Source organism: Achromobacter sp. Root170, assembly GCF_001428165.1.
In the GTDB taxonomy this organism is placed as follows: domain Bacteria; phylum Pseudomonadota; class Gammaproteobacteria; order Burkholderiales; family Burkholderiaceae_B; genus Achromobacter; species Achromobacter mucicolens.
The window spans coordinates 440,426-467,247 of sequence record NZ_LMHN01000015.1 but is presented as its reverse complement, the minus strand read 5'-3'; the positions used below and the strand labels follow the sequence as shown (position 1 = coordinate 467,247).

The window sequence follows — 26,822 nt, the reverse complement described above, 5'->3', positions numbered from 1 at the left end:
GGAGACTCCCAAATGACAGCACTGTCCCATCCCCTCGCCCGTCCCGACCTGCTGCGCGACGCCTGCTACATCAACGGCAAGTGGGTTGGCGCCGGCGAAGGCGCATCGATCCCCGTCGACAATCCGTCCACCGGCAAGACCATCGTGTCGGTGCCCAAGCTGGGCCGCAAGGAAACCGAACAGGCCATCGCCAGCGCCCAGGCCGCCCTGCCCGCCTGGGCCGCCAAGACCGGCAAGGAACGCGCCGCGATCCTCCTGAAGTGGGCGCAACTGATGATGCAGAACCAGAAGGACCTGGCTGCCATCATGACGTCCGAACAGGGCAAGCCCGTCACCGAGGCGGCCGGCGAAATCGCCTACGCGGCCTCGTTCCTGGAGTGGTTTGCCGAGGAAGCCAAGCGCGTCGACGGCGACATCCTGCAAAGTCCCAAGGCCGGCCAACGCCTGATGGCGCTCAAGCAGCCCATCGGCGTCACCGCCGCGATCACGCCCTGGAACTTCCCGGCCGCGATGATCACCCGAAAGGCCGGCCCGGCCCTGGCCGCCGGCTGCACCATGATCGTCAAGCCCGCCCAGCAGACGCCGCTGACCGCGCTGGCGCTGGCCGTGCTGGCCGAAGAGGCTGGCGTGCCGGCCGGCGTCTTTCACGTCATCACCGGCAGCTCGCGCGACATCGGCGCGGCCCTGTGCGAAAGCGACGTGGTGCGCAAGCTGAGCTTCACCGGCTCGACTGAAGTGGGCCGCACGCTGATGGAGCAATGCGCGCCCACCATCAAGAAGCTGTCGCTCGAACTGGGCGGCAACGCGCCCTTCATCGTGTTCGACGACGCCGACCTGGACCGCGCGGTCGACGGCATTCTGGCCTCGAAGTACCGCAATGCCGGCCAGACCTGCGTGTGCGCCAACCGCATCTACGTGCAGGCCGGCGTGTACGAGGAAGTCGCCAAGCGCCTGGTCGACAAGGTCAACGCCATGAAGGTGGGCGACGGCTTTGAAGACGGCGTCACGCAGGGGCCGCTGATCGACCGCAATGCGGTCGAGAAGGTGCAGGAGCACATCGCCGACGCCACCGCGCACGGCGCCAAGGTCATCGCGGGCGGCAAGCCGCACGCGAAGGGCGGCACGTTCTTCGAACCCACCGTGGTGCGAGACGTGACGCAATCGATGCGCTTTGCCAGCGAGGAAACCTTCGGCCCGGTCGCGCCGCTGTTCCGCTTCGAGTCCGAGGACGAAGTCATCGGCATGGCCAACGACACCATCTTCGGCCTGGCCGCCTACTTCTTCACGCGCGACTACGCCCGCATCTGGCGCGTGTCCGAAGCGCTGGAATACGGCATCGTCGGCATCAACACCGGTCTCATCTCCAACGAGGTCGGCCCGTTCGGCGGCGTCAAGCAGTCGGGCCTTGGCCGCGAAGGTTCCAAGTACGGCATCGAAGAGTACCTGGAGATCAAGTACCTCTGCGTCGACCTCGGCGCATGAAACCAGGCGCGCGCGGCGGCCCGCCGCGCCTGTCGACCGCGTGGCCGATGTGCGCGCCTTGTTCATTCCGATACCATCCAGGCGTGTTAGATTTGCGCGTTCCCTGGAAGAGTCCGTATGAGCAGAACCTTCACCCTTGAGGACACCCGCAGGCTGGCGGCCATCCTGGCGGAAACCGCGCAGGCGGAAGTCATGCCGCGGTTTCGCAACCTGCCCGAAGGCGCCGTGCGCGGCAAGACCTCCCCGCGCGATCTGGTCACCGACGCCGACGAGGCCGCCGAACGCCTGATCGCCGCGCGCCTGGCCAAGCTGCATCCCGGCGCAGTGCTGATCGGCGAAGAAGCCTCGGCGCGCAACCCCGCCCTCTTGAACATGCTGGTCGACGCCGACCTCGCATTCCTCATCGACCCCATCGACGGCACGCGCAACTACGTCGCGGGCCTGCCGCTGTTCGGCATGATGATCGCGGCCTGCCATCGCGGCGACGTGATCGCGGGCGTGATCTACGACCCGGTCAGCCGCGACAGCGCGCTGGCGGTGCGCGGCGAAGGCGCCTGGCTGGAATTCGAAAACGGCAAGCGGGCGCCGCTGGCGGTTGCCAGCCCCGCGCCCCCACATGACATGGACGGCATGATCTCCACCGGCGCCCTGCCCGAGCCGCTGCGCACCACCGTCAATGGCAACCTCTCGCAGCTGGGCAGCACAGCCTCGCTGCGCTGCGCCGCGCACGAATATCGCATGCTTGCCGCGGGCCATTGCCATGTGGCGCTGTACAACCAGCTGACCGCCTGGGATCACGCTGCCGGCTGGCTGCTGCATCGGGAAGCGGGCGGCTATGCGGCGCATTTCGACGGCTCGCCCTACAAGCCCACCCACCGCACGGGCGGATTGCTGTACGCCCCTGACGCCGGAAGCTGGCATGCGGCGCGCAAGGCGCTGCTGGGGGACGCATTGGAGTCCATCGAGACTTGACAGCGCGCTTGAAACCACCCCAAAAAACTGGGGTTATCCCTAGGAGTTATCCCCAGTTCCTGTGGACAACCCTATGGAAAGGTCTGTAACCGGCCGAAAAAAGCGTTGCCGGGCAAGCACTTGCTTAGACCGCTCAAAAACCGGCCGACCCGCTTCTTCTTAAAGCGCTTCCAGCGCCACCGCGCAGGGCAGTTCCACTTTCAGGGTCAGCAGGCTGTCGGCGCGGGTGCGTCCCAGATTGATGGCGGCGATGGGCAAGCCGCCACGCGACGCGGCGGTGACAAAGCGGTAGCCCGAATACACCATCAGGGACGACCCCACCACCAGCACCGCGTCGGCGCTTTCCAGGCCCGCATTGGCGCGCTCCACGCGCTCGCGCGGGACCGTCTCGCCGAAGAACACCACGTCGGGCTTGACGATGCCGCCGCAGCGCGGACAGGGCGGCACCGCGAACCGCGAGAAGTCGTAGCCGTCCAGGTCGGCGTCGCCGTCGGGCGCATCGCTGGCCTCCAGCTGCACCCAGTCCGGATTCAGCGCGTGCAGCTTTTCCTGCCAGTCGTGGCGGCCGCCCCGCCAGTCGCAGTTCATGCAGCGCACGGCGTCCAGGCGGCCGTGCAGGTCCACGACATCGCGGCTGCCCGCGGCCTCGTGCAGGCCGTCCACGTTCTGGGTCACCAGGATGTCGACGTTGCCGCGCGCCTGCAGACGCGCCAGCGCCAGATGCGACGCGTTGGGCCGAACGTGCCCGAAGCGGCGCCAGCCCACCATGCTGCGCGCCCAATAGCGCGCGCGGGCCAGTTCGCCGCCCATGAACATTTGCAGTGTCATGGGCGGCTGGCGCTTCCATTCGCCTTCGGTGTCGCGATAGTCAGGGATGCCCGAGTCGGTGCTGACGCCGGCCCCGGTCAGGACGAAGAGCCGCGGATGGCGGTCGATGAAGCCGCGCAGCGCGGCCAGCTCCGGAACTGCTGTATCCAATCCTCGCTCCTCGAATTGCCACACCCGCGATTGCCACACCCGCGCTCCGCAGATGGCGCCGCGCGGGCCGCGCCCCTTCAGCCCCCCAGGCCGCAATCGGGCATGTCGCTGACCAGGCTGGCCTGCGTCACATTGCTGCCCGGCGGCACGCTGCGCGTGAGCCAGACATTGCCGCCAATGGTCGACCCCTTGCCGATCGTCACGCGGCCCAGGATCGTGGCGCCCGCGTAGATCACGACATCGTCCTCGATCAGCGGGTGGCGCGCCAGGCCCTTCTTGAGTTCGCCGTTTTCGCCGGGCGGGAAGCGTTTGGCGCCCAGCGTGACCATCTGATAGAGCCGCACGCGGTCGCCGATGATGGCGGTTTCGCCAATCACGACGCCCGTGCCGTGGTCGATGAAAAAGCTGCGGCCGATGGTCGCGCCAGGATGGATGTCGATGCCGGTGTCGGCGTGAGCGATCTCGGCCACGATGCGCGCCAGCATCGGCACGCCCAGGCGATACAGCACGTTGGCAAGACGGTGATGGATCATTGCCGCCACGCCGGGATAGCACAGCAGCACTTCGTCCACATTGTGCGCGGCCGGGTCGCCCTGATAGGCGGCCATCACATCCAGGTCGAGCGCGGCGCGCACGGCCGGCAGCTGGGCGCCGAACTGGCGCACGATCTCCGTGGCACGCTGTTGCGTGTCCGCCTGCAGGGCCGGGTCATGCCGGCCTTCGTATTGCAGTTCCAGACAGACCTGATGCAGCAGCGCATCGAGCGCGGCGCCAATGGTGTGGCCGACGTAGAAGTCCTCGACTTCCTCGCGCAGGTCAATGGGACCCAGACGCATCGGGAACAAGGCGCCACAGAGATCCTTGACGATCTGGCGCAGGCTCTCTTGAGACGGGAACTCGCGCAGGCCGGCATCGTCGCGCAGGCGGCCGCGCGGGCCGCGCCAGGCGACGCGGGCCTCGCGCAGGCCGGACACGATGCCGTCCAGGTTCCAGTGCGCGGTGGGGAAATGGGTGGGGCCGCTCATTGCCGGGCTCCGGACAGGGAGCCGGCGGTTCCGGCAGTCGGATGGATAACGAACATGGGTTTACCTCGCTGACGGTGCGAAGCCCCCGGCATAAAGCTCCGGGCAATGCTGCTTCGCAATAACTCCGTCAACTGTAACCGCTCCGGCGCACAGGCCGAAAGTCATCCGATATGGCGTTGGGGTTATGCCGTGGCCGGCTCGACCTCGTAGCCCTGCGGATTGCCCTGCTGCCAGCGCCACCCGTCCGCGCACATGGCGTCCACGCCGTGCGTGCTGGACCAGCCCAACAGCGACGCCGCCAGCGCCGGATCGGCCCACATGCGCTCGACATCGCCCGGCCGCCGCGGCAGGACGCGCAGCGGAATCTTGCAGCCATTGACGCGCTCGAACGCGTGCACCAGTTCCATCACGCTGGTGCCCTGCCCCGTTCCCAGGTTGACCGCCACGAACCCCGGGTGGGTTTCCGCATAGGTCAGCGCCTGCACATGGCCGCGCGCCAGATCCATGACGTGCAGGTAATCGCGCACGCCGGTGCCGTCGGGCGTGTCGTAGTCGTCGCCGAACACGCGCAAAAACGGCTGGCGCCCAACCGCCACCTGCGTGATGAACGGAAAGAGATTGTTGGGCAGGTCGCGCGGGCTCTCGCCGATCAATCCGCTGGGATGCGCGCCGATGGGATTGAAGTAACGCAGCGTGACGGCGCTGAACGCGGGATCGGCCACGCAGACGTCCTTCAGCATTTCCTCGACCATCAGCTTGGTGCGGCCATAGGGATTGGCCGGCGCCAGCGGATGGGCCTCGGTGAACGGCAGGTATTGCGGTTCGCCATACACCGTGGCCGACGAGCTGAACACCAGCCGCGACACGCCCGCCTCACGCATGGTGCGCAAGAGGACGAGCGAACCCTGCACGTTGTTGTCGTAATACTTGAGCGGGTTCGCCACCGATTCGCCCACCGCCTTGCACCCGGCCAGGTGCAGCACCGACTGCACGGGCATGCCGCGTGCCGCCGCCTGCGCCAGCACGCCGGCCACCAGCCCGGGCGAACGGATGTCGCCTTCGACCAGCGGGATCGGCGTGCCGCAAAGCTGCTCCACGCGGCGCACGGCCTCGCGGCTGCCGTTGCTGAAGTTGTCCAGCACCAGCGGCCGCAGGCCGGCGGCGATCATCGCCACCAGCGTGTGGGTGCCGATATACCCTGCGCCGCCCGTCACCAGCACGTGCGTGTCCGGCATGTCGATGCTCCGTCAGAGATGGGCCGCCATGCCCGGCACCCACGCATGGCGGGGACGCGGGGCCTGCGCATGGCTGCGGTAGCGGTCGATCCAGTACGACGTGGAGGCATCATGGCCCCAGTCGACCACGCCCGCCGACACCGGCACCGCCAGCTCGCGCTCGATGCCGCTGGCCAGCCGCTTGCCCAGTTCCACGCCGTATTGGTCGAACGGGTTGATGCCCCAGACCACGCTCTGCACGAACACCTTGTGCTCGTACAGGGCCAGCAGCGCGCCCAGGCTGCGCGGATCGAGCTGGCGCAGGACGATCAGCGTCGACGGCCGGCCGCCCGGATGCACCATGTGCTGCGCCAACGTCAGCGCACGCTCCTGGTTGTCGATGTGCGCCACGTCCAGCATCGCCTGCTCCAGGCTCTTGCCGCGCAACAGCGCCTGGCGCTGCGCGAGGCAGTTGGCCAGCAGCATGCGATGCGCATCGGGGCTGTCGGCATGCCCTTGCAGGCTGGCGATGAAGTCGACCGGCGCGCCTTCCTCGCTTTGATGCAGCCACTGGAAGAACGTGTGCTGGCCGTCGGTGCCCGGCATGCCCCAGATGATGGGGGCCGTGGGCACGCCGACTGCCGAGCCATCGCCCGCGACCCGCTTGCCCAGCGATTCCATCTCCAGCTGCTGCAGATAGGTCACCAGGTGCAAGAGGCGCCCGCTATAGGCCGCGACGTTCAGCGAGTTGAATCCCAGCACGCTGCAATTGACCAGCCCGGCCAGCGCCAGTTGCACCGGCGCGTTGGCCGCGAACGGCGTCTGCAGGAAATGCTGGTCCATCGCCTCGGCGCCCGCGCGCATGCCGATCAGCACGTCCACGCCCACCGTCAGCGCGATGGACAAGCCGGCCACCGACCAGACGGAATAGCGCCCGCCCACCCAGTCGCACATCTTGAAGACCTGGCTGGACGGCACGCCCAGCGCACGCGCGGCCGGCGCATTGGCGGTGACGGCCGCCAGATGGTCGGACACGTCGGCCACCCCGCCCTGCTTGAGCCATGCAATGGCGGCGCGGGCGTTGTGGAGCGTTTCCGTCGTGGTGAAGGATTTGGACGACACCACCACCAGCGTGCGGCGCGGGTCCAGCCCGGCCACGGCGTCATGGAACGCATGGCCGCAGATGTTGGAGACAAAGCGGATCTGCCGGCGCTGCAGCGGTCCGCCGAAGGCCTGCACCGCCAGGCGCGGGCCCCAGTCGCTGCCGCCGATGCCGATGTGCAGAACGGTGGAGAAGTCCGCCGTCTGGTCCACGCGCCGCACAAAGTCGGTCATGCGCGAATACTCGCAGACGGAATCCGCGTCCTGCCCTTCGGGCTGTTCGCGCGTGCGTCCCGCGCGCAGCGCGGTATGCCATGCCGCGCGGTTTTCAGTCCAGTTGACCGGTTCCCCGGCAAACAGCGCGCGGCGCGCCTCTTCCAGTCCGCGCGCCTGCAGCAGCGCCATGCCGGCGCCGTCCAGCGACGGCGACTGGCGTTGCATGGTCAGGTCCACGCACAACCCTGCCGCCTCGATCACCTTGAGCGCACTGGCGTCCAGTTCGGCGTTCTGCGCAGCCTGCGCGAAAGCCATCCACTCGGGGCTGTTTGCCAGTCCGGAGTCTGCCCTTAACGCCTCAATCGCCTGTTGAGCCTTTCCCATCGCGTGATGCTCCTTAGAACGGTAAACGAATGTGAGGTGCAATGCGCTTGAACGCCTTGCGAAAGTCCTCCTCGATACGAGCCAGCGCGGCCACGTTGTCTCCTTCGAACCGGAGTACCACCGTTGGCGTGGTGTTGGACGGTCGCGCAAGGCCGAAGCCATCCGCGTAATCCACACGGATCCCGTCGAGCTCGTTGATCGACACTGCGCCGGGGAATTCCCCTTGGTCGCGCAGCGCCTGCACAAGCTCGACGCCTTCCGTGGTCTCCAGTTTCAATTCGGGGGTGGCGCAGGACTGCGGCAAGCTTTCCAGCAAAGCCGACGGGTCCGGCGCCGACGAGAGGATTTCCAGCAGGCGGGCGGCGGCGTAGATACCGTCGTCAAAGCCATACCAGCGCTCCTTGAAGAAAATGTGGCCGCTCATCTCTCCAGCAAGTAGCGCTCCCGACTCCCGCATCTTGGCCTTTATCAGGGAATGCCCTGTCTTCCACATGGTCGCCTTACCGCCCGCCTCGGTGATGGCGCGGGCCACATGGCGGCTGCATTTCACGTCGTAGATCACCTCGGCGCCCGGGTTGCGCGCCAGCACGTCGCGGGCGAACAGGATCAGCTGGCGATCCGGCCAGATGATCTGTCCCGATTTTGTCACCACGCCCAGCCGGTCGCCGTCGCCGTCGAACGCCAGGCCCACCTCGCAATCCGAATAGCGCAGGCAATAGATCAGGTCCTGCAGGTTGTGGGGATCAGCCGGATCCGGGTGATGCCCCGGAAAAGAGCCGTCCACTTCGCAGAACAGTTCGGTGACCTCGCACCCTAGCGCCCGAAAGAGCCCGGGGGCCACCGCGCCCGCCACGCCGCTGCCGCAATCGATGGCGATCTTCATGGGCCGCGCCATGCGGATGTCGCCCACCAGGCGCGCCGCGTAGCAAGGGGTGATCTGCATCTGCGTGCGCCCGCCCGGCACCGGCGCCGAATCGATCGGCTGGCGCATCGCATCGCGCAGCGCCGTCAGGCCGTCGCCGTACAACGAACCGCCATCCATCACGATCTTGAAGCCGTTGTGCGTGGGCGGGTTATGGCTGCCCGTCACCGCAATGCCGGTGCCGGTGTCCATCAGCCGGGTCGTGAAATACACCATCGGCGTGGTCGCCATGCCGATATCGATGACGTGCATGCCCGCCGAACGCAGGCCTGCCTGCAGCGCCGCGGACAGTTCGACGCTGCTCAGCCTGCCATCGCGGCCCACCACGATCGACCGCACCCCCTGCTCGTGGGCCTTGGCGCCCACCGCCATCCCCAGGCTGTGGGCAAACCTTGCATCCAATTCGTCCGGTACTGTTCCCCGTATGTCGTAGGCCTTGAAAACCGCATCCAGAATCTGCGGCGTGTCCCAGCCAAAAGTTCCGTGCATGCCAGTTTCTCCGGGTGGCGTTCACTTGGGACCGTTGTGTTTGAAATCACCGTAGTACGCCGCACGGGAGTAGCGATAACCACCGTACTTGGACCGGAAGCCAAAGCGTTCCGGCATCAGCTTCAAGCCATTGAAGAGCACGCCGTCCACCGGGGCGCCCGCCTGGATCAGGCGCTTGGCCGTCTCGCGGATCTCGCCCACCGTGTTCATGCCGGACCGCACCACCACCATCACCGCCGCGGCATGCGTGCCGACCACGGCCGCATCGGGCGAGGACAGCACGGGTGCCGTGTCCAGGATCACCATGTCGTACTGCGTGGCCAGTTCCCGCAGGGTTTCGCCGAAGACGGGCGAGGCCAGCAGTTCGGACGGATCGAAGGTGACGGCGCCCGTGGCGATGAAGTCCACGCCCTCGGACACGCTGTGCTTTCTGACGCGGCTGAGCGGGATCGTGCCGGTCAGCACTTCGAACAGGCCATCTTCCTTGGGCACGCCGAAGTAGCGGTTGAGCTGGCCCTTGCGGAAGTCGGCATCGATCAGCAGCACGCGCTTGCCGACGCCGCCCTGGATGAAGGCAAAATTTGCAGACAGGAAGGATTTACCCACGCCCGCCACCGGCCCCGTGAACATGACCATGTTGTTGGCCGACTGGCGCAGCGAGGCCTGCAGCACGTTGCGGAAGGACCGCAGGCTTTCGATGGGTGGCGAGTTGCCCTGACTCTGGGCCAGCAGCGCGGGCACGGTGGCGTTCTTGCGCCGGCTGCGGCGCCACAGCTTGTCCTGCACGTCGCTGTACGGAATGGCCGCCAGCACCGGCAAGCCGGTATGGCGCTCGACGTCTTCCGGCTCGGACAGGCCGCCGAACAGGGCGTTGCGCACGAACGCGCACAGGATGGCGAAGATCAGGCCGGCCGCGGTGGCCACGCCAATGATGATCGCGGCCTTCGGACGCACCGGCTTGTCGGGCTGCACGGCCGCATCCAGGATGCGCACGTTGCCCACCTTGCCGGCGCGGATCAGCTTGAGCTGTTGCGTGTTGTTGAGCAGCGCCGTGTACAGCTCGGTGTTGACGCGCACGTCACGCACCAGGCGCACCACGTCCTGTTCCAGATCCGGCAGCTGCTTGATGTTGTTGCCCAGGCGGTTGACGTCGCCGGTCAGCGATGCGATCTGACGGTCGATGCCCACGATGCTCGGGTGCGTCGGCGCAAAGCGCGTGATCAGTTCCTGACGCTTCTGGCGCAGTTCCATCACGCGGGTCTGCGCGTCCACCGACTGCGCGAGGATCAGCTTGGCTTCCTCGCTCAGGTCGATCGTGCCGCGCTTGTTGCGCAACTGGTTGTACTTGGTTTCCGCGGCGTCGAGCTCGGCCTTCAGTTGCGGCAGTTGTTGCTCCAGGAACACCAGCGACTTCTCGGCCTGGGCCGACTTGCGGTTCACGTTCTGCTGCACGTATTCCTGGCCGATCTGGTTCAGCACCGCGGTCGTTAGCGCCGGATCGTTGCCCTCCAGCGTGACGCCGATCACGCCCGAGGCGCGGCCGCGTTCAAAGATGCCCATGTGCGACTGCACGTTCTCGATGGCCGCCAGGCGCGAGCTGCGCGACACCGTGAACTCGGTGCCCGGACGGCCCGACAACGCGTCGACATGCACGTCCATGGCGCCGCCGCCCGGCAGCAGGAAGCGTTCGGGCTTGCCCACCGTGCCGGTAAACGTTGCGCCGGTCAGCTTGTCGCTGAGCGTGTAGCGGCCTTCGCCCAGCGTGGTCAGGCGAAACGGCTTGCCCAGCCATTCGTTGGGCACGTCCAGCTGCGAGATCGCGATGGTCTCGCCGCCCCACGCATAGCCGCCGCGCGGCAAGCCGGACGGATACGGCAGGCTTTCATAGCGCTGCGCAAGCCACTCGCCCACCACGGGGAAATAGCGAGGCTTGGCGTGGATGTAGAGCAGGAACTTGTCGACCGCGGGACCGACGACCATGCGCGAACGCAGCACTTCCATTTCGCCGGACGTTTCCGCCTTGGTGTCGAACATCGACGACACATCGCCCAGCAGGCTTCTCGCCTGCCCGTTCGGAAGCTCCTCCTCGACCTGCACGATGATGTCAGCCGAATAGACCGACGGCGTCACCATCACGTAGGCCAGCGCGCCGAGAAACGCAAACAGGGTGATCGCAACGATCATCCAGCGGTTGGAAAAAATGGCGTCCACGTGGGACGACAAGGGGGTTTCCTGCTGACGGGCCGGTACTGACGGCTCGAACGATTCGATGGGCAACGACATGCAGCTCTCCAGGAGAGGGCGCCGCCGCGGTTGCGGCGCCCCCAAAGGCGGGTTTTTCAGGCGGACTAATCGATGGACTTGACGGTCTGTACGGTTTGCGCGCTCGGGAACAGGTTGCTGATGAAGCGGTTCCACCGCACCAGGCTGGCCGTATCCACGAACACGACGTCTTTGGGTTGCAATTCAAACTTCGCGCCTACCGCAAGGGCTTGCGGCGATGCGGCGTTCAAGTGGTAGACCAAAGGCTTTGCCTCCTCCGTGGCGCGCACGACGAAAATTTGCGAAGGGTCGGCCGTGAGCTGGTTCGGCCCGCCCGCCAGGCCCAGTGCTTCGGTCAGCGACATGCGGCCATCGCGCATGACCGAGGCGCCGGGCAGGAAGACTTCGCCCATCACGAACACCTTGCTGTCGTCGCGCGGCGTGACTCTCACGATGTCCCCTGCCTTGAGCATGACCTGGTTCAGATCCTGGCCGCGCTCGATCAGCGCGGGAAGGTTCACGCGAGTACGACGGCCATCGCGGATCACATAGACCGCACTGCGATCGCCGGTAGGCAGAATGCCTCCGGCCCTGTTGAGCGCTTCCAACAGGGTCATGGGAACATCGTTGATCGCAACCGTACCCGGCGTCGTTACCTCGCCATCGACGAAGATGCGCTTGCTGCGAAATCCCAGAACGCGTACGGTGATCTGCGGGTCCTGTATGTACTTGCTAGAACTGTTGACTATGAGATTGCGCGCCTGAAGTTCAGTCAACCCCGCCACTTTCAGCAGTCCCGTATACGGAAACTGGATATATCCAGTGGATGAGACCGTATAGCCCGGAATGCCCGAGGCGGTATCCCCGATGGCTAATTCCGTTGCCCCCGATCCGATGGCGTAGGTTTGCGTCGGAAGCACGAGCTCGGGGTGATCCCACACGACGATCGACAGGATGTCTCCAGGCCCGATGAGGTAGGGACCAGGCTTGCCGACCAGGTGGCCAATGCCTTCGTTGTCGAGCAGCGCTTCACGCGCGCGCTGCTCATCGAGCACCAGCGACGGCGTGATTTCCTTGATGACAGCCTTGGAGTTCGGGTCCAGCGGATCCGCGAGTTGATTGGCGCTGAACGTCATGCCGGGAGACAAGGCGCAAGCGCTCAGCGAGGACACGAGCGCGATAGCGGCTATGGCTCGGCTCAACGTTCCGAAAATTGTAGTCATGGCGAATCCACTGTGAATGACTTCGTTGCTTGGAAAGGAGCCCGATGCGTAACGGGTTGCGACATTCCACACGCTTTTCCTAGTCCCGCACATTCGACGGATGCCCTAAGCCTTCTCCTACATCGTTTGGAGGTTTCGGGTGAGTTGCGCTCTCAATAAGATTTTGTCGGTAGCCACATGCTTTGCGGCACTGCACAGTCGTTGCTTGCCGCAGGGTGCTTCCCCCCGAACAGGAGTGCGCGATGGACCCGTCCCAAACGGACACGTCGGCAAGGTTCAGCGGAGCAAGCTATCTGTATCGCTTGCTCGACGCCGCGATCGTCATCACCTGCGGCCTGACTGCCACCGGTTTGAAATTCTCGGAAGAGGCCTTGACGGATCCTCCGCAGATTCATCTGTTCCTGATCTACCTTTGCGGCCTGGGTGCGATCGCGATCTTCCCGGCCTTCCGCCTGTATGTGTCGTGGCGCGGACGCCTCCTGACCGATCTGGTGGTGCGCAGCCTGGCTGCGTGGGCCACCGTGTTCGCGTTGGGCATCTTCGTCAGTTTTCTCATGCACCAGACCGGCGCGATATCCCGCTTATGGGCTGCAACCTGGTTCGGCATGACGGCGCTGGCGCTGGCCGGCGTGCGCATCGCCGTGTATGCGGCGCTGGGCGCGGCGCGCGATCGCGGCATGGACAAGAAGCGCGTGCTGCTGGTGGGCTTTGGCGCGCTGGGGCACGACATGTGGCGCCGCGTGGAAAAGTACCGCGAGGCCGGCTACCAGATATCGGGGATCTACGCCGAACCGCATGAGATCCTGCCGCCGCAGGTCCGCCGTCTGCATGATCTGGACAACCTGACCACCTTCGTGCGCGAAAACAACGTGCGCGAAATCTGGATCGTGCTGCCGATGGAAGCCGGCCAGGAGCTGCGCGAGGTGCTCTATCACCTGCGCAACGACCTGGTGGACATCCGCTGGATTCCCGATGTCATGTCCATTCAGCTGCTGGGCCATCGCATCGGCGAATTCCTGGGGCTGCCCGCCATCCAGTTGAACAGTCTGCCGGCCGCAGGCGTGCGCGGCTGGGCCAAGGAAGCCTTCGACCGCAGCTTTGCGCTGTGCGCGCTGATTGGCCTGGCGCCCGTAATGCTGACCGTGGCCTTGCTGATCAAGCTGACCTCGCGCGGCCCGGTCTTTTTCACGCAGCCGCGTCTGGGCGTGGACGGCAAGGTGTTCCACGTCTACAAGTTCCGCACCATGACCGTGCACCAGGAACAGGGCGTGGTCACGCAAGCCACGCGCAACGACAGCCGCGTCACGCGCATCGGCGGTTTCCTGCGCCGCACCAGCCTGGACGAGCTGCCGCAGTTCCTGAACGTGCTGATGGGCGACATGTCGGTGGTGGGCCCGCGCCCGCATGCGCTGGAGCACAACGAAATGTACAAGGACCTGGTGCAGCGCTACATGATGCGCCATCGCGTCAAGCCGGGCATCACCGGCTGGGCGCAGGTCAACGGCTTTCGCGGGCAGACCGACACGCTGCGCAAGATGAGCGACCGCGTCGAACACGACATCTACTACATCCAGCATTGGACGTTCCGGATGGATCTGCTGATCATCGCGCGCACGGCGGTATCGGGTTGGACGGGCCGCAATGTCTACTAAACCGTTGGGATGGCCTGTGCGCGAAGCGCCTGCGCCGCGGGGTGGAGTGCTGGCCCGCGCGGACTTCCGCCAGGCGGTGGAGATGCTGCCGCTGGTGTCGATCGACCTGCTGCTGCGCGACGGCGCCGGCAACTACCTGACCGGGCTGCGCGCCAATCCGCCCGCGCAGGGCGCGTGGTTCGTGCCCGGCGGCCGGATCCGCAAGAACGAATCCCTGCAGCGCGCGCTGCGCCGCATCGTCCAGGACGAGCTGGGCCTCTCGCTGCCCGATCTCGCCTGGACGCCGCGCGGCGTGTACGAGCACTTCTATGGCACGAATTTCGCGGGTGAGGCGGGACGCTCCACCCACTACGTCGTCCTCGCCTACGAGGCCGAGCTTTCTCTGGATACCGCAAGCCTTCCCTTGGCGCAGCACAGCGGCTACCGCTGGCTGCCCGGGGAAGTGATCGCCGCCGATCCCGGCGTGCATCCGTACACCCAGGCCTACTTCAAGGAGTGAGAGCCATGACCAACCCCCGTCCCCCGTACCGGGCTGTGATTCTTTGCGGCGGTTCAGGCTCGCGCCTGTGGCCGCTGTCGCGCGAGCTGCTGCCGAAGCAGTTCATCCGTTTGACCGATGACCGCAGCCTGTTGCAGAACACCCTGCGGCGGCTGGACTCGGCCGGCGCGCAGGCCCGTCCCATCCTGGTCTGCAACGAGGCGCACCGCTACATTGCGGCGGAACAGGCCGAGGAGCTGGGCATCAAGGACGCCGAGGTCATCCTGGAGCCGTTCGCGCGCAACACCGCGCCGGCCATCGCCGCCGCCACGCTGAGGGCGATGCAGGATGGCGAGGACCCGATCATGCTCATCATGCCGTCGGACCACGTGCTGGAGGATGGCGAAGTGCTGAGCGCGGCCTTCGCCCAGGCGTACGACGCCGCCCGTCAGGGCGCGTTGGTGACATTCGGCATCAAGCCCACCGCGCCGCTCAGCGGATACGGCTACATCCAGGCCGACGAGCCCGGCGCCATGGCGCCCGCGCGCCGCGTGCGCCGGTTCGTGGAGAAACCGTCGCCCGAGGTCGCCCAGCGGTTCATCGACGACGGCGGCTATTACTGGAACAGCGGCATGTTCGCCTTCCAGGCTTCGGTCTTCCTGGCCGAACTGGGGCGGCTGGCGCCCAAGATCCTGGAGCAGGCCGAGGCCGCCGTGCTCACCGGACATGGCGACAACGGGCTCTTTCACCTGGACGGCCCGGCGTTCGAGGCCTGCCCCAGCGATTCGATGGACTACGCCATCATGGAGCGCACCGACAGCGCGGTGGTCATCCCGCTGGCGGCCTCGTGGAGCGACGTGGGCGCGTGGGACGCCGTCTGGGGCATCGCCCAGAAGTCGGTGGAAGGCAACTCCACCACGGGCGACGTCATGGTGGAGGATTCGCGCAACTGCCTCATCCATTCGACCAGCCGGCTGGTCGCCTCGGTGGGCCTGGACGACATCGTCGTCATCGAGACGGCCGACGCGGTCCTGGTCGCGCACAAGTCGCGCTCGCAGGACGTCAAGCGCCTGGTCGAGGTGTTCAAGGCGCAGCACCGCAGCGAGCTCAACCACCACCGCGAGGTCCAGCGGCCCTGGGGGTCGTACGACTCCGTTGGCCAGGGGCCGCGCTACCAGGTCAAGCGCATCACCGTGAAACCCGGCGCGCGCCTGTCGTCGCAGATGCACCATCACCGTGCCGAGCACTGGATCGTGGTGTCCGGAACCGCCCGCATCTACAACGGCGACAAGCAGTACCTGCTGACCGAGAACCAGTCGACCTACATCCCGCTGGGCGAGATCCACAGCCTGGAGAACCCCGGGAAGATTCCGCTGGAGATCATCGAGGTGCAATCGGGCGCTTACCTGGGCGAAGACGACATCGTGCGATTCCAGGATATGTACGGTCGTGTCTGAGCAGGTTTCAGTTCCCTTCTGGCGCCCGGGCGTGGCAAGGATTTGCCTGCCCGCGGCGGCCCTCTTTTTCATCGTGCTGGTCACGGTGGGCAACCTGCCTGGGCTGGCGGCGGACATGTCCGATGCCTTTGGCGACAAGCGGCTGCACCTGGCCGCCTACGCCTGCCTGACCGCGCTGATCTACCTGTCGGTGAACCGGCGTCCCGCGCTCGTGGCGATGCTGGCGGTTACCGCGTTGGGCGCGCTGGATGAATCAATCCAATCCTTTTTTCCCTACCGGCAGGCGGATCTCTTAGACCTTTTGGCCGATATCTCAGCGGCTGGTGCAACAGTAATCTCTTTGCACATTGGTAACGCAGCCATCGGCTCCTTTCGTGCAGTCACTAAGTCTTAAGGACACAACCATGCCAAAACGGGCACTGATTACCGGCGTAACTGGCCAAGACGGGGCCTATCTGGCGGAGCTTCTGCTGGCCAAGGGCTATGAGGTCCACGGCATAAAGCGGCGCGCTTCGCTGTTCAATACCGCGCGGATCGACCACCTGTACCAGGATCCGCACGACCAGCCCCGTAATTTCGTGCTGCACCACGGCGACATGACGGATTCGTGCAGCCTCATCCGCATCGTCCAGTCGGTGCAGCCCGACGAGATCTACAACCTGGCCGCGCAAAGCCACGTGGGCGTCTCGTTCGAGGAACCGGAATACACGGCCAACGCCGACGGCCTGGGCACCCTGCGCCTCCTGGAAGCGATCCGCATCCTGAAGCTGGAAAACAAGACGCGCTTCTACCAGGCGTCCACGTCCGAGCTCTACGGCCTGGTGCAGGAAACGCCGCAGAAGGAAACCACCCCCTTCTATCCGCGCAGCCCCTACGCCGCCGCCAAGCTGTACGCCTACTGGATCAGCGTCAACTACCGGGAAGCGTATGGCATGTACGCCTGCAACGGCATCCTGTTCAACCACGAATCGCCCAAGCGCGGCGAAACGTTTGTGACCCGCAAGATCACCCGCGGCCTGGCGCGCATCGTGCTGGGGCTGCAGGAATGCCTGTACCTGGGCAACCTGTCCGCGCTGCGCGACTGGGGCCACGCCCGCGACTACGTCGAAATGCAGTGGCTGATGCTGCAGCAGGACACGCCCGAGGACTACGTCATCGCGACCGGCATGCAATACAGCGTGCGCGAGTTCATCAACACCGCGGCGCGCGAGCTGGGCATCCTGCTGGCGTGGGAAGGCGAAGGCCTGGAAGAGACGGCGACCGTGCTGTTCTCGCCGGTGCACGACGTCAAGGCGGGCCAGGTGATCGTGCGCGTCGATCCGCGCTACTTCCGTCCGACCGAGGTCGAAACCCTGCTGGGCGATCCCACCAAGGCCCGCGAGAAGCTCGGCTGGACGCCCCGCACCTCGTTCGCGCAGCTCGTCAAGGAAATGGTCGAGAGCGACCTGAAGGAAGCGCGGCGCGATGCGCTGGTCGAACAGAACGGCTACGAAATCTACGCGTACAAGGAGTAGCCCGCCATGACGAACCTGGACCAACGCGTGTTCGTCGCCGGCCACCGCGGGATGGTGGGCGCGGCGATCACCCGCGAACTGCACCGGCGCGGCTACGAGAACGTGCTGACCCGCAGCCGCGCCGAACTGGACCTGGAAAACCAGAACCAGGTGCACCGCTTCTTTTCGACCACGCCGGTCGATGTGGTGTACCTGGCCGCCGCCAAGGTGGGCGGCATCCTGGCCAACCAGACGCATCCGGTGGACTTTCTGTACAAGAACCTGATGATCCAGTGCAACGTGATCCGCGCCGCGTATGCGGCCGGGGTGCGCAAGCTGCTGTTCCTGGGTTCGTCATGCATCTATCCGCGCGAGGCGCCGCAGCCCATCCGCGAGGACGCGCTGCTGACCGGTCCGCTCGAATCCACCAACGAGCCCTACGCCATCGCCAAGATCGCCGGCCTGAAGCTGTGCGAGGCCTACCAGCGCGAGTTCGGCGCGCGCTTCATCTGCGCCATGCCGACCAACCTGTACGGCCCGCACGACAACTACGACTTGCACAGCAGCCACGTGCTGCCTGCCCTGATCCGCAAATTCCACGAGGGCCGCGAGGCCGGCGCGGAAAGCGTGACGATCTGGGGCACCGGGGCGCCGCTGCGCGAGTTTCTGTATGTCGACGACCTGGCGCAGGCCAGCGTCATGCTGATGGAGCATCCGGACGCCGAGGGCATCTACAACATCGGCGCCGGCCAGGACATCTCCATTGCGGACCTGGCGCGGCTGGTGGCGCGCGTGATCGGCTACGAGGGCAAGATCGTCTACGACACCTCCAAGCCCGACGGCACGCCGCGCAAGCTGATGGACTCGTCGCGCGTGCAGGCGCTGGGCTGGCGGCCGGAGATCTCCCTGACGCACGGCATCACGCTGGCCTATGGCCATTTCCTGCGCGAGCGCACGCAACAGGCGCTGCCGGTCGCCTGACGGCCGCGCCAGCATGACAGACAGGGTTACCGATGCTTGGATTCGTGAAGAAACACATCGCCGGCAATGCTTCCTTCTGGGGGCTGGTGGAATACGGCATCGGTCCCGTCGCGGCGCTGGTGGCGCTGCCGATCCTCTTTCGCCAGCTCGGCACGGTCGGCTTCGGCCAATATTCCATGATCATCGCGCTGGCCGGGTTCGGCAACGCGGCGAACCTGGGCGCGGCGGTGACCGCGACCAAGCTCGTCTCCGAGAGCGTGCACGAGCCCGGCGGCGCCTATCGCGCGGCCGGCGTCAGCATGTCGCTGATCGGCTGTGCGCTGGCCGTCGTCACCCTGGCCGCCGTGCTGCTGTGGGGCGTGGTGGGGCTGGGCTGGCCGGACGCCACGTTTGGCGGCGTGGCCGTCACGATGCTGGCCATGCCCGCCCTGGCCATCTACCTCACGCAGCAGTATGACCAGCTCTTTTCCGGCTGCCTGAAGGGACGCGAGGACTTTCGCGCCACCGCGCTGTGCGAGGTCTTCAGCCGCACCGGCACGATGGCGCTGGCGTGCGCGGCCGCCTGGTACACCGCCTCGCCCACCTGGACCGGCCTGGCGCAGGCGCTGGGCCTGCTCATCGCGGGCAGCGTGAAGATGCGGGTGTTCTCGCGCGCCTATGACCGATTCATCGTGCGGCCCGTGCGCGACCGCGGCGCCATGATGGCCGCCTTCCGCTTCTCGCGCTGGTCGTGGCTGAACAGCCTGAGCGCGCTGGCTTTCGGCTCGGTCGACCGGGTGCTGGTCGGCAGCCTGATGGGACCGGCGGCGCTGGCGATCTACACCGTCGGCGTGCAGGTCGGCCAGATCATCCATACGGCGTCCGTCGCCATCTTCCAGAAGGCGATGCCGCGCGTGACGCGCCTGTCCGTCTCGCCGCCCTACCCCGGCGCCGCGGAACGCGAAATCCGCCGCATGATGCTGTGGAACCTGGCGCTATCCGCCAGCGCCACGCTGGCCGTGCTGGCGGTCAGCAAGCCGCTTCTGAACGTGCTGCTGGGCGAGAACGTCGCCAGCGGCCATCTGGGCACCTTCCAGTTGCTGATCGTGGCATCGGGCCTCTTGTCCCTGAACGCCGCGGCGCACTTCTCCCTCCTGGGGCTCGGCAATTCCCGCGCTGTCGCAATCCTGAACGGACTGGGCGGCCTGGCAATGCTGTGCGTCATGGCGGGACTGGTTCACGTGGCGGGGGAACACGCCGCAGCCTGGGGCCGCATGGCCTACGCGGCGATCACGCTGGCCGGCGTGGCCCTCGCCATCCGTCAATCCCGCCCCGACTTTCCGGGCGCCATGCCTGCGGCCACCCGATAACCAACATGCTGAGGTCCTACATGCGCAAGCGCCATAACGAGTATTCACGCCAGCTCATCGACTTCGTCCGCGAGCTTCGTCCGCCGGCGCCCATCGCCAGCGGGCTGCTGCCCAAGGTGACGATCGTGACGCCCTCGTTCAACCAGGCCAAGTTCCTGGAGCGCACCATCCTGTCCGTGCTGAACCAGGGGTATCCGCGGCTGGAATACATCATCATCGATGGCGGCTCCACCGACGGCAGCGTGGACATCATCAAGAAGTACGAGCGCTATCTGTCCTATTGGGAAAGCACCCCCGACCGGGGCCAGTCGCATGCGATCAACAAGGGGTTCGAACGCGCCACGGGCGACTACGTAGGCTGGCAGAACTCGGACGACCTGTATTTCCCGGGCGCGCTGCGCAAACTGGGCGCCGCCGCGGCCAAGGGCCGCGCGCCGATCGTCAGCGGCAACCTCTTCGTGGCGGATGCAGACAACCGCATCTTCCGCAAGATCCACTACACGCCCGTCAACCGCGGCACGCTGACGGTGGTCAAGGCCTCCATCCCGAACCAGTCCGCCATCTTCCGCCGTGACCTGCTGCGCAAGTACGGCCTGCTGCAGGAAAGCATGCGGTACTGCATGGACCTCGAACTGTGGAGCCGGCTGCTGCGCGAGGGCAAGAACCTGATCGTTCCCGACGCGCTGGGCGTGTACACCGCCCACGACGAGACCAAGACCGCCCTGATGCAGGACGTGCTGCTGGAAGAGCGCGAACAGATCGTCAGCCGCATCCGCCGGACCGAGCCAGGGTTGGGAAAGCTGTTCGAACTGTCGTGCCGCGCCTCGAAGGTGGCCGCGCATGCCAGGCAGGGCGACCTGACCTACCTGCTGGAAAAGCTGACCACCAAGATCTTCGGCCGGGACGACTGGGCCGCGCACTAGTCGGCCCTCACTGATACGGAACCGCAATGACCACGCGCCGCCTTTCCACCCTGCATCTCCTGGGCCTGTTCGTCTTCACCGCGCTGGCGCTGAACGACGACAGGTTCATCGTGGGGGTGGGCAGCTTCAAGCTGTCGCCCTTCGATCTGCTGTTCGTGGCCATGCTGGGCGTCAAGGCGCTGCGCCTGGCCCACCCGGGCGCCTACGCGCTGCCACGCGGCCCGCTGGGCGTGTTGCTCGGCATCCAGGCCATTTCGGTGATCTATCTGCTGGTGGTCTCGGCCCACCATCCCGGGATCGAGACCGGCGACGTGGCGCGCGATCTGCGCATCGTCTTCTACTTCCTGTGCACGCCGTTCCTTTGCTACAAGGACATCGACAGTCCCCACGCCTATGCCATCCTGCAGAAGTACATCGTGGCGGCCTGCCTGGCGGTCGCCACGCTGATGCTGCTGGAACAGGCGACCGGCTTCAGCGTCGCCAACCCGCTGCGCAACGTGCGCCTGGGCGTCTGGGCGATTCCGATGGGCGTGGTCTCGCTGCTGTACTTTCGCCGGACGCTGAACGTGTCGGGCCCCAAGGCCTACGCGCTGACGCTGTACATGGTGATGGCGCTGGTGTTCTCGCTGAACCGCAGCCAATACCTGCAGCTTGCCATTTCCGTGGTCATCGCCGTGCTGCTGGCCGGCAATGCCGACATCCGCCGCCGCGCCATCATGATCTTCGCGCCTGCCGCCGTGGCCGGCGTGCTGATCTTTGCCAGCATCGGCTACCTGGACGTGCTGACCCAACGCATCTTCAGCGTCGAACGCCTGGACGAAGACTCCAGCTACGGCGCGCGGGTGCAGGAAATGGAAGGCCAGATGCAGTTCTTTGCCGAAAGCCCCGTCTTTGGCAAGGGTGCGGGCTTTCGCAGCTGGGTGATGGGCGAGAACGGCTTTGAACTCAGCACGTTCGCGCACAACTCCTGGGCGTTCTATCTGATGAAGTTCGGCGTTGTCGGCACGATCATGATCATGCTGCCGCCGCTGCTCATCCTGCTGTTCTCGCTCTTTCGGCGCTACGCCCATCCCGGGCTGGAGATGCACCGGCGATACCTGCTCGCCACCGCGCCCATCTACATCTTCATCGACTCGATGTCCGGCGGCCTGGCCTATGCGCCCAAGACCGCGTTTACCGGCTTTCTGCTGTGTTACTGCCTTTCGCTGATGCGAAATGCCCAGATCATGCCCGTGCCTCGCCAAGAATCTCCCGCTCCCAGCCCTCGCCCGGACATCGTGCGCCGGGCGCCACCCACGCGAGTAATACCCCATGTCTGATGTCTTGTTTGTCGCACCGGACTTGCATGGCGGCGTCGGAAGATGCGTCGCCTTCATTGTGGATGCGTTGCCGGAACAGGGGGTGGACTCCGCCCTGTTCCTGCTGCGCTCGCGCAACCGCGAGTATCCCATCGCCAACCCCAAGGTCACCCGCGCATTTCCGATCATCGAGTCTCCCACCAAGCTGCGGCTGGCCCTGCCCGTGGCGTTCTTCAAGCTGCTGCAGCACATACGCCGCGAAAAGCCCGCCATCGTCTGCTCGCACGGCCTTCTGTGCAACATGCTGGTCGTGCTGGCCAGAAAGATCCTGCGCGGCAACTTCCGCACGGTGGCCTTCGAACACAGCAGCCCGGCCATCCACTACGGCGCCTCCAAGATGCGCCGCCTGAAGTGCTGGCTGGTCAGCCAGACCTACCGGCGGCACGACGCGGTGGTCGGGGTGTCGCGCGGCGTCAAGGAAGACCTGGTCAGCATGTTTCCGCCGCTGCGCGGCAAGGTGCACACCATCTATAACGGCGTGCCGCTGGATAACGTGCGGCGCCAGGGCGCCCAGCCGAAGACGGCCGATGGCGGCGACTCGCCCTATCACGTGGTGGCCGTGGGCCGGCTCGAAGCCGTCAAGGACTACGCCACGCTGATCGACGCGGCCGCGCTGCTCGACGATCCGGGCATTGCGTTCACGATCCTGGGCGAAGGCTCCGAGCACGCCGCCCTGCAAAAGCGCATCGACGACCGGCCGTCCCGCACGCAGGTCACGCTGGCCGGCCACATCGACAATCCGTTTCCGGTCATTGCCGGCGCCGGCGCCTTCGCGCTCACCTCCGTGCGCGAAAGCTTCGGCAACGTGCTGGTCGAGGCCCTGTGCCTGGGCGTGCCCGTCATCTCCACCGACTGCCCGCACGGCCCCGCCGAGATCCTGGACGCCGGCCGGTACGGGCTGCTGGTGCCGGTAGGCGACGCCGAGGCGCTGGCCGAGGCGGTGCGTCGACTGGCCTACGACGGCGAGATGCGCGAGAAGCTTGCGGCCCAGGGCCCCGAGCGCGCGGACGCCTTTTCCCTCGAGCGGCACTGCCGCAACGTCATCGATCTCTTCCGCCCGCTCATGCAGCGCGGAACGCCCTGAACAGGACAGCATCATGCAGAAGATACCGGTATCCGTCGTGGTGATGACCAAGAACGAGGAACGCAACATCGCGAAGTGCCTGAAGGCGCTGGTGGAGTTCGACGAAGTCTTCGTCGTGGACTCCAACAGCACCGACGCGACCTGCTCGATCGCCACGGCGATGGGCGCGCGCGTTTCGAATTTCCAGTGGGACGGCAAGTATCCGAAGAAAAAGCAGTGGTGCCTGGAGCAGCTTCCCTTCACGCACCCCGTCGTGCTGTACGTGGACGCCGACGAAGAAATGACGCCGGGCCTGGCCGCCGAGATCCGCGAGGTCCTGCCGCGCTTTGCCGCGGGAGCTGGCGGCGCTTTCGTGCCCTTCGACTACGTGTTCTGCGGCAAGAAGCTGGAACATGGCCATCGCGTCTACAAGCTGGCGCTCCTGGCGCGCGACCGCTCGCGCTTTCTGGACTACGACGACCTGGACGTCGCCAACATGTGGGAGGTCGAGGGTCACTACCAGCCGCAGGTCCAGGGCGAGACCTTTGCGCTGCGACAGCGCATGGTGCACAACGACCACGACTCGCTGTATCACTACTTCGACAAGCACAACCGCTATTCGGACTGGGAAGCGAACCTGCGCACCAAGGGCCTGATGAACGATCCGCGAGAGGCCAACGTCGGCGGCCGGGCCTTGCTCAAGCGCATCTTCCAGGCCATGCCATTCAAGGCGCCGATCTCGTTCCTGCACTCCTATGTCTTCAAACTGGGATTCCTGGATGGAAAGGCCGGCTACGACTATGCGGTCGCGCGCGCCATGTATTACTGGCAGATCCGCATCAAGACCGAAGAGATCCTGAAGGCGCGCCAGGCCAGCGAGGCCGCATCGCGGCGCGACGCCGTTGCGGGAGCGGCCAAATGAGCACCTTGCAACGCCTGGACCAATTCGCGCTGGCGCCGGGTCAGCGCGGACGGTCGGCGCTGACCGTGCAGTTGTGGTGGATGGTGCAGGGCACCCTGTTCCGCTGGTCGCCGCAGGTAGCCTACGGCTTTCGCCGCTGGCTGCTGCGCCGCTTCGGCGCGCGCGTCGGGCACAAGGTGCTGATCCGGCCCACGGCCACGGTCACCTATCCCTGGAAAGTGGAAATCGGCGACTACGCCTGGATCGGCGACGACGCCGTGATCTACAGCCTGGGCCCTATCCACATCGGCGCGCACGCCGTGGTCTCGCAACGCAGTTATCTATGCGCAGCCGATCACGATGCCGGCCGGCCCGATTTTCCGCTGCGCGAACGCGCCGTGCGTGTCGAAGACGGCGCATGGGTGGCCACGGACGTATTCGTCGGTCCGGGCGTGACCATCGGACGCGAGGCCGTGATCGGCGCGCGCAGCTCGGTGTTTCGCAACATGCCCGCCGCGATGGTGTGCCACGGCAACCCGTGCCGCCCCATCCGGCCACGCACCGCCACGCCAACATGAAAATACTCATCTATGGCATCAACTACGCGCCCGAACTGACCGGCACTGGCAAATACACCGCCGAACTGGCCGAGTGGCTGGCCGCGCGCGGGCACGAAGTCAACGTGGTCACCGCCCCGCCCTACTACCCGCAATGGCGGGTCCACGACGGCTACCGCGGCACACGCTACACCAAGGAAACGCGCCGGGGCGTGACCGTGCGGCGCGCACCCTTGTGGGTCCCCGAAAGACCGGGCGGCGCCAAGCGGCTGGTGCATCTGGCCAGCTTCGCGCTGTCCAGCCTGCCGTCGCTGCTGCGCGCGGCAATGCGGCGGCCGGACATCATCCTGGTCGTCGAACCCGCCCTCTTCTGCGCCCCGGCCGCGTGGCTGACCGCCCGCCTGACCGGCGCCCGCGCCTGGCTGCACATCCAGGACTTCGAAGTCGACGCGGCGTTCGAACTCGGGCTGCTCAAGGGCGGCGTCCTGCGCTCGATGGTCAAGCGCGCCGAACGCTGGCTGATGCGCAGGTTTGACCGCGTGTCCACGATTTCAAACCGCATGCTGGACCTGGCGCTTTCCAAAGGCATCGACCCGGCCCGCGCCGTGCTGCTGCCCAACTGGATCGACGTCAATGCCATCACGCCCTTGGCCGAAGGCGGCGACTATCGCGCGCAGCTCGGCATTCCGGACAACGCCATCGTCGCGCTGTATTCGGGCAACATGGGCGGCAAGCAGGGCCTGCAGATCCTCGCCGACGTAGCACGCCGCCTGAACCGCGAAGACCGCCTGTGGTTCCTGTTCTGCGGCCAGGGCCCCGAACGCGCGGCGCTGGAGGAAAAGTGCCGCGGCCTGACACGCGTCATCTTCCTGGACTTGCAACCGGCCGAACGCCTGGGCGCGCTTTTAGGCACGGCCGACATCCACCTGCTGCCGCAACGCGCCGGCGCGGCTGACCTGGTCATGCCGTCCAAGCTGACGGGCATGCTGGCCACCGGCCGCCCCGTAGTCTGCGGCGCGGCGCGCGGCACCGAGCTCGCCAACGTGGTGTCGCGCTGTGGCCTGCTGACCCCGCCCGAAGACGCCGCAGCGATGGCTGAAGCCGTACGCAAGCTCAGCTACAACGCACAGATCCGCGAAACCCTGGGCGCCGCCGCCCGGCAGTATGCGATGGCGCACCTGCACGTGGATGCGGTGCTGGGCGCGGCGGAGCGGGAGTTCATGGCAATTGCGAAAAACAAGGGCCGCGCGACGCCGGCGGGAACGCGAGCGAGTGAGGGGGATGTTTGAAGGGGGGGGGGGGTGTGAGGGAATTGGCGCAGGTGTTGGCGGGTGCGGGGCGGCATGGAGAGCACTTGCCCCGCGCGTCTTGCTCAGCCCGTTGAAAAGCCACAATATCGATTGTTCTCTTCCGGAAATTGAATCTCCGGATAGAGAAGAACAATCAGCTGCGGCAAGCTCCAGGACGGCATATATAGCAGCAGAATCGCGAGATCAACCCAGATCATCAAAGGCAACCATAGCCGTCCCTGCTTTGTAGTCAGGGACCATTTGATCCAGCGGCCACCATAACGCATCAGCACATCACTCGGCCTTTCAGGAAGCGTGATGATCTTTGGTGGAGGTAGGTCTTCAACGTTATCCATGAAACGATGAAGCCAAGCCCAGATATGGCTCGCCCAAACCTCACCGTTATACATTACGGGTATCTTCACTAACTGAGGCTCCGGCAAGTTGCAGGTATAACCAACAAGGTAGAGATACGGTTGCGATCTACCTGTTGTCCAATCAATGCCCTGCAACTGGTCCCAATCCAGTTCCCATATCGCGTCCAAGCTTTCCTCTGGATAAGGGACGTAGTACACGCGCCGGGAGCGGCGGTCAAAACGTACTTTGGAAGATCGGTATTTATATCGCGACAGCAAGACGCGCGGAAGGAAAAACCCCGAAAGCCCTATGATCGGAAGACCTAGAATAGGCACCCAAATCAGTCCAAACCCATCGTCGACGCCCGCGATTAATGCAATATAAAAAACAACTAGCCCGAATAAAGTGAGCAATCGAAGACCCACTCCCTCAAGTTCCCCTTGTAGCGTATCGGAAACCACTTCGATGCAATTTTCATTTAAACGCGTTGCTTCGATAGCTGGTACTTCGTGAGCGGCAGGATCCAAAGGCAATAACGTACTTGCGAAGCGAAATAGCCGCCACTTTTCCTGGATCTTCCTAAACGACGGGCGCGGCTCTCGGGCTTGCTTGGTGGCTTGCATTACTTAGGCTTCTGGCCGAGGGAGGGGAAACTCTTGAAATGGCGTGGGCCGGGTTTTGTGCAGGCGTTGACGG

At 65.7% G+C, this 26,822-nt stretch carries 23 protein-coding genes; 15 read left to right on the top strand and 8 right to left on the bottom strand.

Features of this window, described 5'->3' with window-relative positions; all coding sequences use genetic code 11:
• The first annotated feature begins 12 nt into the window (after window positions 1–12).
• On the top strand, window positions 13–1,482 hold the full coding sequence (locus ASD87_RS16520; RefSeq protein WP_056323741.1) for an NAD-dependent succinate-semialdehyde dehydrogenase: 1,470 nt from the start codon (window positions 13–15) through the stop codon (window positions 1,480–1,482).
• Between the two features lie 117 nt (window positions 1,483–1,599).
• Window positions 1,600–2,454: an inositol monophosphatase family protein gene (locus ASD87_RS16515; protein ID WP_056323738.1), complete on the top strand. Its 855-nt coding sequence runs from the start codon at window positions 1,600–1,602 to the stop codon at window positions 2,452–2,454.
• 159 nt (window positions 2,455–2,613) lie between these two features.
• Here ASD87_RS16515 and ASD87_RS16510 read toward each other — a convergent pair whose 3' ends face one another.
• The 7 genes from ASD87_RS16510 to ASD87_RS16480 form a co-directional block, all read right to left on the bottom strand.
• Entirely contained in the window at window positions 2,614–3,432 is an 819-nt protein-coding gene (locus tag ASD87_RS16510; protein ID WP_056323735.1) for an NAD-dependent protein deacetylase, read from the bottom strand.
• A gap of 77 nt (window positions 3,433–3,509) precedes the next feature.
• Window positions 3,510–4,457, bottom strand: coding sequence for a serine O-acetyltransferase EpsC (gene epsC, locus ASD87_RS16505; RefSeq protein ID WP_056323730.1), 948 nt, complete (start codon window positions 4,455–4,457; stop codon window positions 3,510–3,512).
• Between the two features lie 182 nt (window positions 4,458–4,639).
• A complete protein-coding gene (gene galE, locus ASD87_RS16500) occupies window positions 4,640–5,692 on the bottom strand; it encodes a UDP-glucose 4-epimerase GalE (protein ID WP_056323728.1) in 1,053 nt (350 codons plus the stop codon).
• A 12-nt stretch (window positions 5,693–5,704) separates the two neighbouring features.
• Window positions 5,705–7,372: a glucose-6-phosphate isomerase gene (gene pgi, locus ASD87_RS16495; RefSeq protein WP_056323725.1), complete on the bottom strand. Its 1,668-nt coding sequence runs from the start codon at window positions 7,370–7,372 to the stop codon at window positions 5,705–5,707.
• Window positions 7,373–7,385: 13 nt separating this feature from the next.
• Window positions 7,386–8,783, bottom strand: a complete 1,398-nt coding sequence (locus tag ASD87_RS16490; protein ID WP_056323722.1) for a phosphomannomutase/phosphoglucomutase — start codon at window positions 8,781–8,783, stop codon at window positions 7,386–7,388.
• Between the two features lie 21 nt (window positions 8,784–8,804).
• Window positions 8,805–11,066 (bottom strand): GNVR domain-containing protein, encoded by a 2,262-nt coding sequence (locus tag ASD87_RS16485; protein WP_056323719.1) that lies wholly within the window; start codon window positions 11,064–11,066, stop codon window positions 8,805–8,807.
• 65 nt (window positions 11,067–11,131) lie between these two features.
• The gene (locus tag ASD87_RS16480) at window positions 11,132–12,268 is read right to left on the bottom strand and encodes a polysaccharide biosynthesis/export family protein (protein WP_056323715.1); all 1,137 of its coding nucleotides are present in this window, start codon (window positions 12,266–12,268) and stop codon (window positions 11,132–11,134) included.
• Between the two features lie 242 nt (window positions 12,269–12,510).
• Here ASD87_RS16480 and ASD87_RS16475 point away from each other — a divergent pair, with 242 nt between their 5' ends.
• From ASD87_RS16475 to ASD87_RS16415, 13 genes are read left to right on the top strand one after another with little or no spacing between them, the layout of a single operon-like run.
• Window positions 12,511–13,920, top strand: coding sequence for an undecaprenyl-phosphate glucose phosphotransferase (locus tag ASD87_RS16475; RefSeq protein WP_056323712.1), 1,410 nt, complete (start codon window positions 12,511–12,513; stop codon window positions 13,918–13,920).
• Between the two features lie 46 nt (window positions 13,921–13,966).
• A complete protein-coding gene (locus ASD87_RS16470) occupies window positions 13,967–14,419 on the top strand; it encodes a GDP-mannose mannosyl hydrolase (RefSeq protein ID WP_056323709.1) in 453 nt (150 codons plus the stop codon).
• Window positions 14,420–14,424: 5 nt separating this feature from the next.
• A complete protein-coding gene (locus ASD87_RS16465; RefSeq protein ID WP_056323706.1) occupies window positions 14,425–15,855 on the top strand; it encodes a mannose-1-phosphate guanylyltransferase/mannose-6-phosphate isomerase in 1,431 nt (476 codons plus the stop codon).
• A gap of 31 nt (window positions 15,856–15,886) precedes the next feature.
• Window positions 15,887–16,249 (top strand): VanZ family protein, encoded by a 363-nt coding sequence (locus tag ASD87_RS16460; RefSeq protein ID WP_056324604.1) that lies wholly within the window; start codon window positions 15,887–15,889, stop codon window positions 16,247–16,249.
• A gap of 10 nt (window positions 16,250–16,259) precedes the next feature.
• Window positions 16,260–17,369 (top strand): GDP-mannose 4,6-dehydratase, encoded by a 1,110-nt coding sequence (gene gmd, locus ASD87_RS16455; RefSeq protein ID WP_056323703.1) that lies wholly within the window; start codon window positions 16,260–16,262, stop codon window positions 17,367–17,369.
• A 6-nt stretch (window positions 17,370–17,375) separates the two neighbouring features.
• Complete coding sequence (locus ASD87_RS16450) at window positions 17,376–18,329, top strand: GDP-L-fucose synthase (RefSeq protein WP_056323700.1); 954 nt, start codon at window positions 17,376–17,378, stop codon at window positions 18,327–18,329.
• A gap of 44 nt (window positions 18,330–18,373) precedes the next feature.
• Window positions 18,374–19,678, top strand: coding sequence for a lipopolysaccharide biosynthesis protein (locus ASD87_RS16445; RefSeq protein ID WP_235512728.1), 1,305 nt, complete (start codon window positions 18,374–18,376; stop codon window positions 19,676–19,678).
• A gap of 5 nt (window positions 19,679–19,683) precedes the next feature.
• The gene (locus ASD87_RS16440; RefSeq protein WP_226846353.1) at window positions 19,684–20,601 is read left to right on the top strand and encodes a glycosyltransferase family 2 protein; all 918 of its coding nucleotides are present in this window, start codon (window positions 19,684–19,686) and stop codon (window positions 20,599–20,601) included.
• Between the two features lie 26 nt (window positions 20,602–20,627).
• On the top strand, window positions 20,628–21,920 hold the full coding sequence (locus tag ASD87_RS16435) for an O-antigen ligase (RefSeq protein ID WP_056323691.1): 1,293 nt from the start codon (window positions 20,628–20,630) through the stop codon (window positions 21,918–21,920).
• Window positions 21,913–23,043: a glycosyltransferase gene (locus tag ASD87_RS16430; protein ID WP_056323688.1), complete on the top strand. Its 1,131-nt coding sequence runs from the start codon at window positions 21,913–21,915 to the stop codon at window positions 23,041–23,043. Before ASD87_RS16435 ends, ASD87_RS16430 begins: the two co-directional genes overlap by 8 nt.
• Before the next feature lie 13 nt (window positions 23,044–23,056).
• Window positions 23,057–23,944 carry a glycosyltransferase family 2 protein gene (locus tag ASD87_RS16425; protein WP_056323685.1) on the top strand — a complete coding sequence of 296 codons (888 nt, stop codon included), beginning with the start codon at window positions 23,057–23,059 and terminating at the stop codon, window positions 23,942–23,944.
• Window positions 23,941–24,501 (top strand): putative colanic acid biosynthesis acetyltransferase, encoded by a 561-nt coding sequence (locus tag ASD87_RS16420; RefSeq protein ID WP_056323682.1) that lies wholly within the window; start codon window positions 23,941–23,943, stop codon window positions 24,499–24,501. The genes ASD87_RS16425 and ASD87_RS16420 overlap by 4 nt, the downstream gene beginning before the upstream one ends.
• On the top strand, window positions 24,498–25,769 hold the full coding sequence (locus ASD87_RS16415; RefSeq protein ID WP_056324601.1) for a glycosyltransferase WbuB: 1,272 nt from the start codon (window positions 24,498–24,500) through the stop codon (window positions 25,767–25,769). Before ASD87_RS16420 ends, ASD87_RS16415 begins: the two co-directional genes overlap by 4 nt.
• An 83-nt stretch (window positions 25,770–25,852) precedes the next feature.
• Here ASD87_RS16415 and ASD87_RS26960 read toward each other — a convergent pair whose 3' ends face one another.
• Window positions 25,853–26,749 carry a hypothetical protein gene (locus ASD87_RS26960; protein ID WP_156403440.1) on the bottom strand — a complete coding sequence of 299 codons (897 nt, stop codon included), beginning with the start codon at window positions 26,747–26,749 and terminating at the stop codon, window positions 25,853–25,855.
• Window positions 26,750–26,822 lie beyond the last annotated feature (73 nt).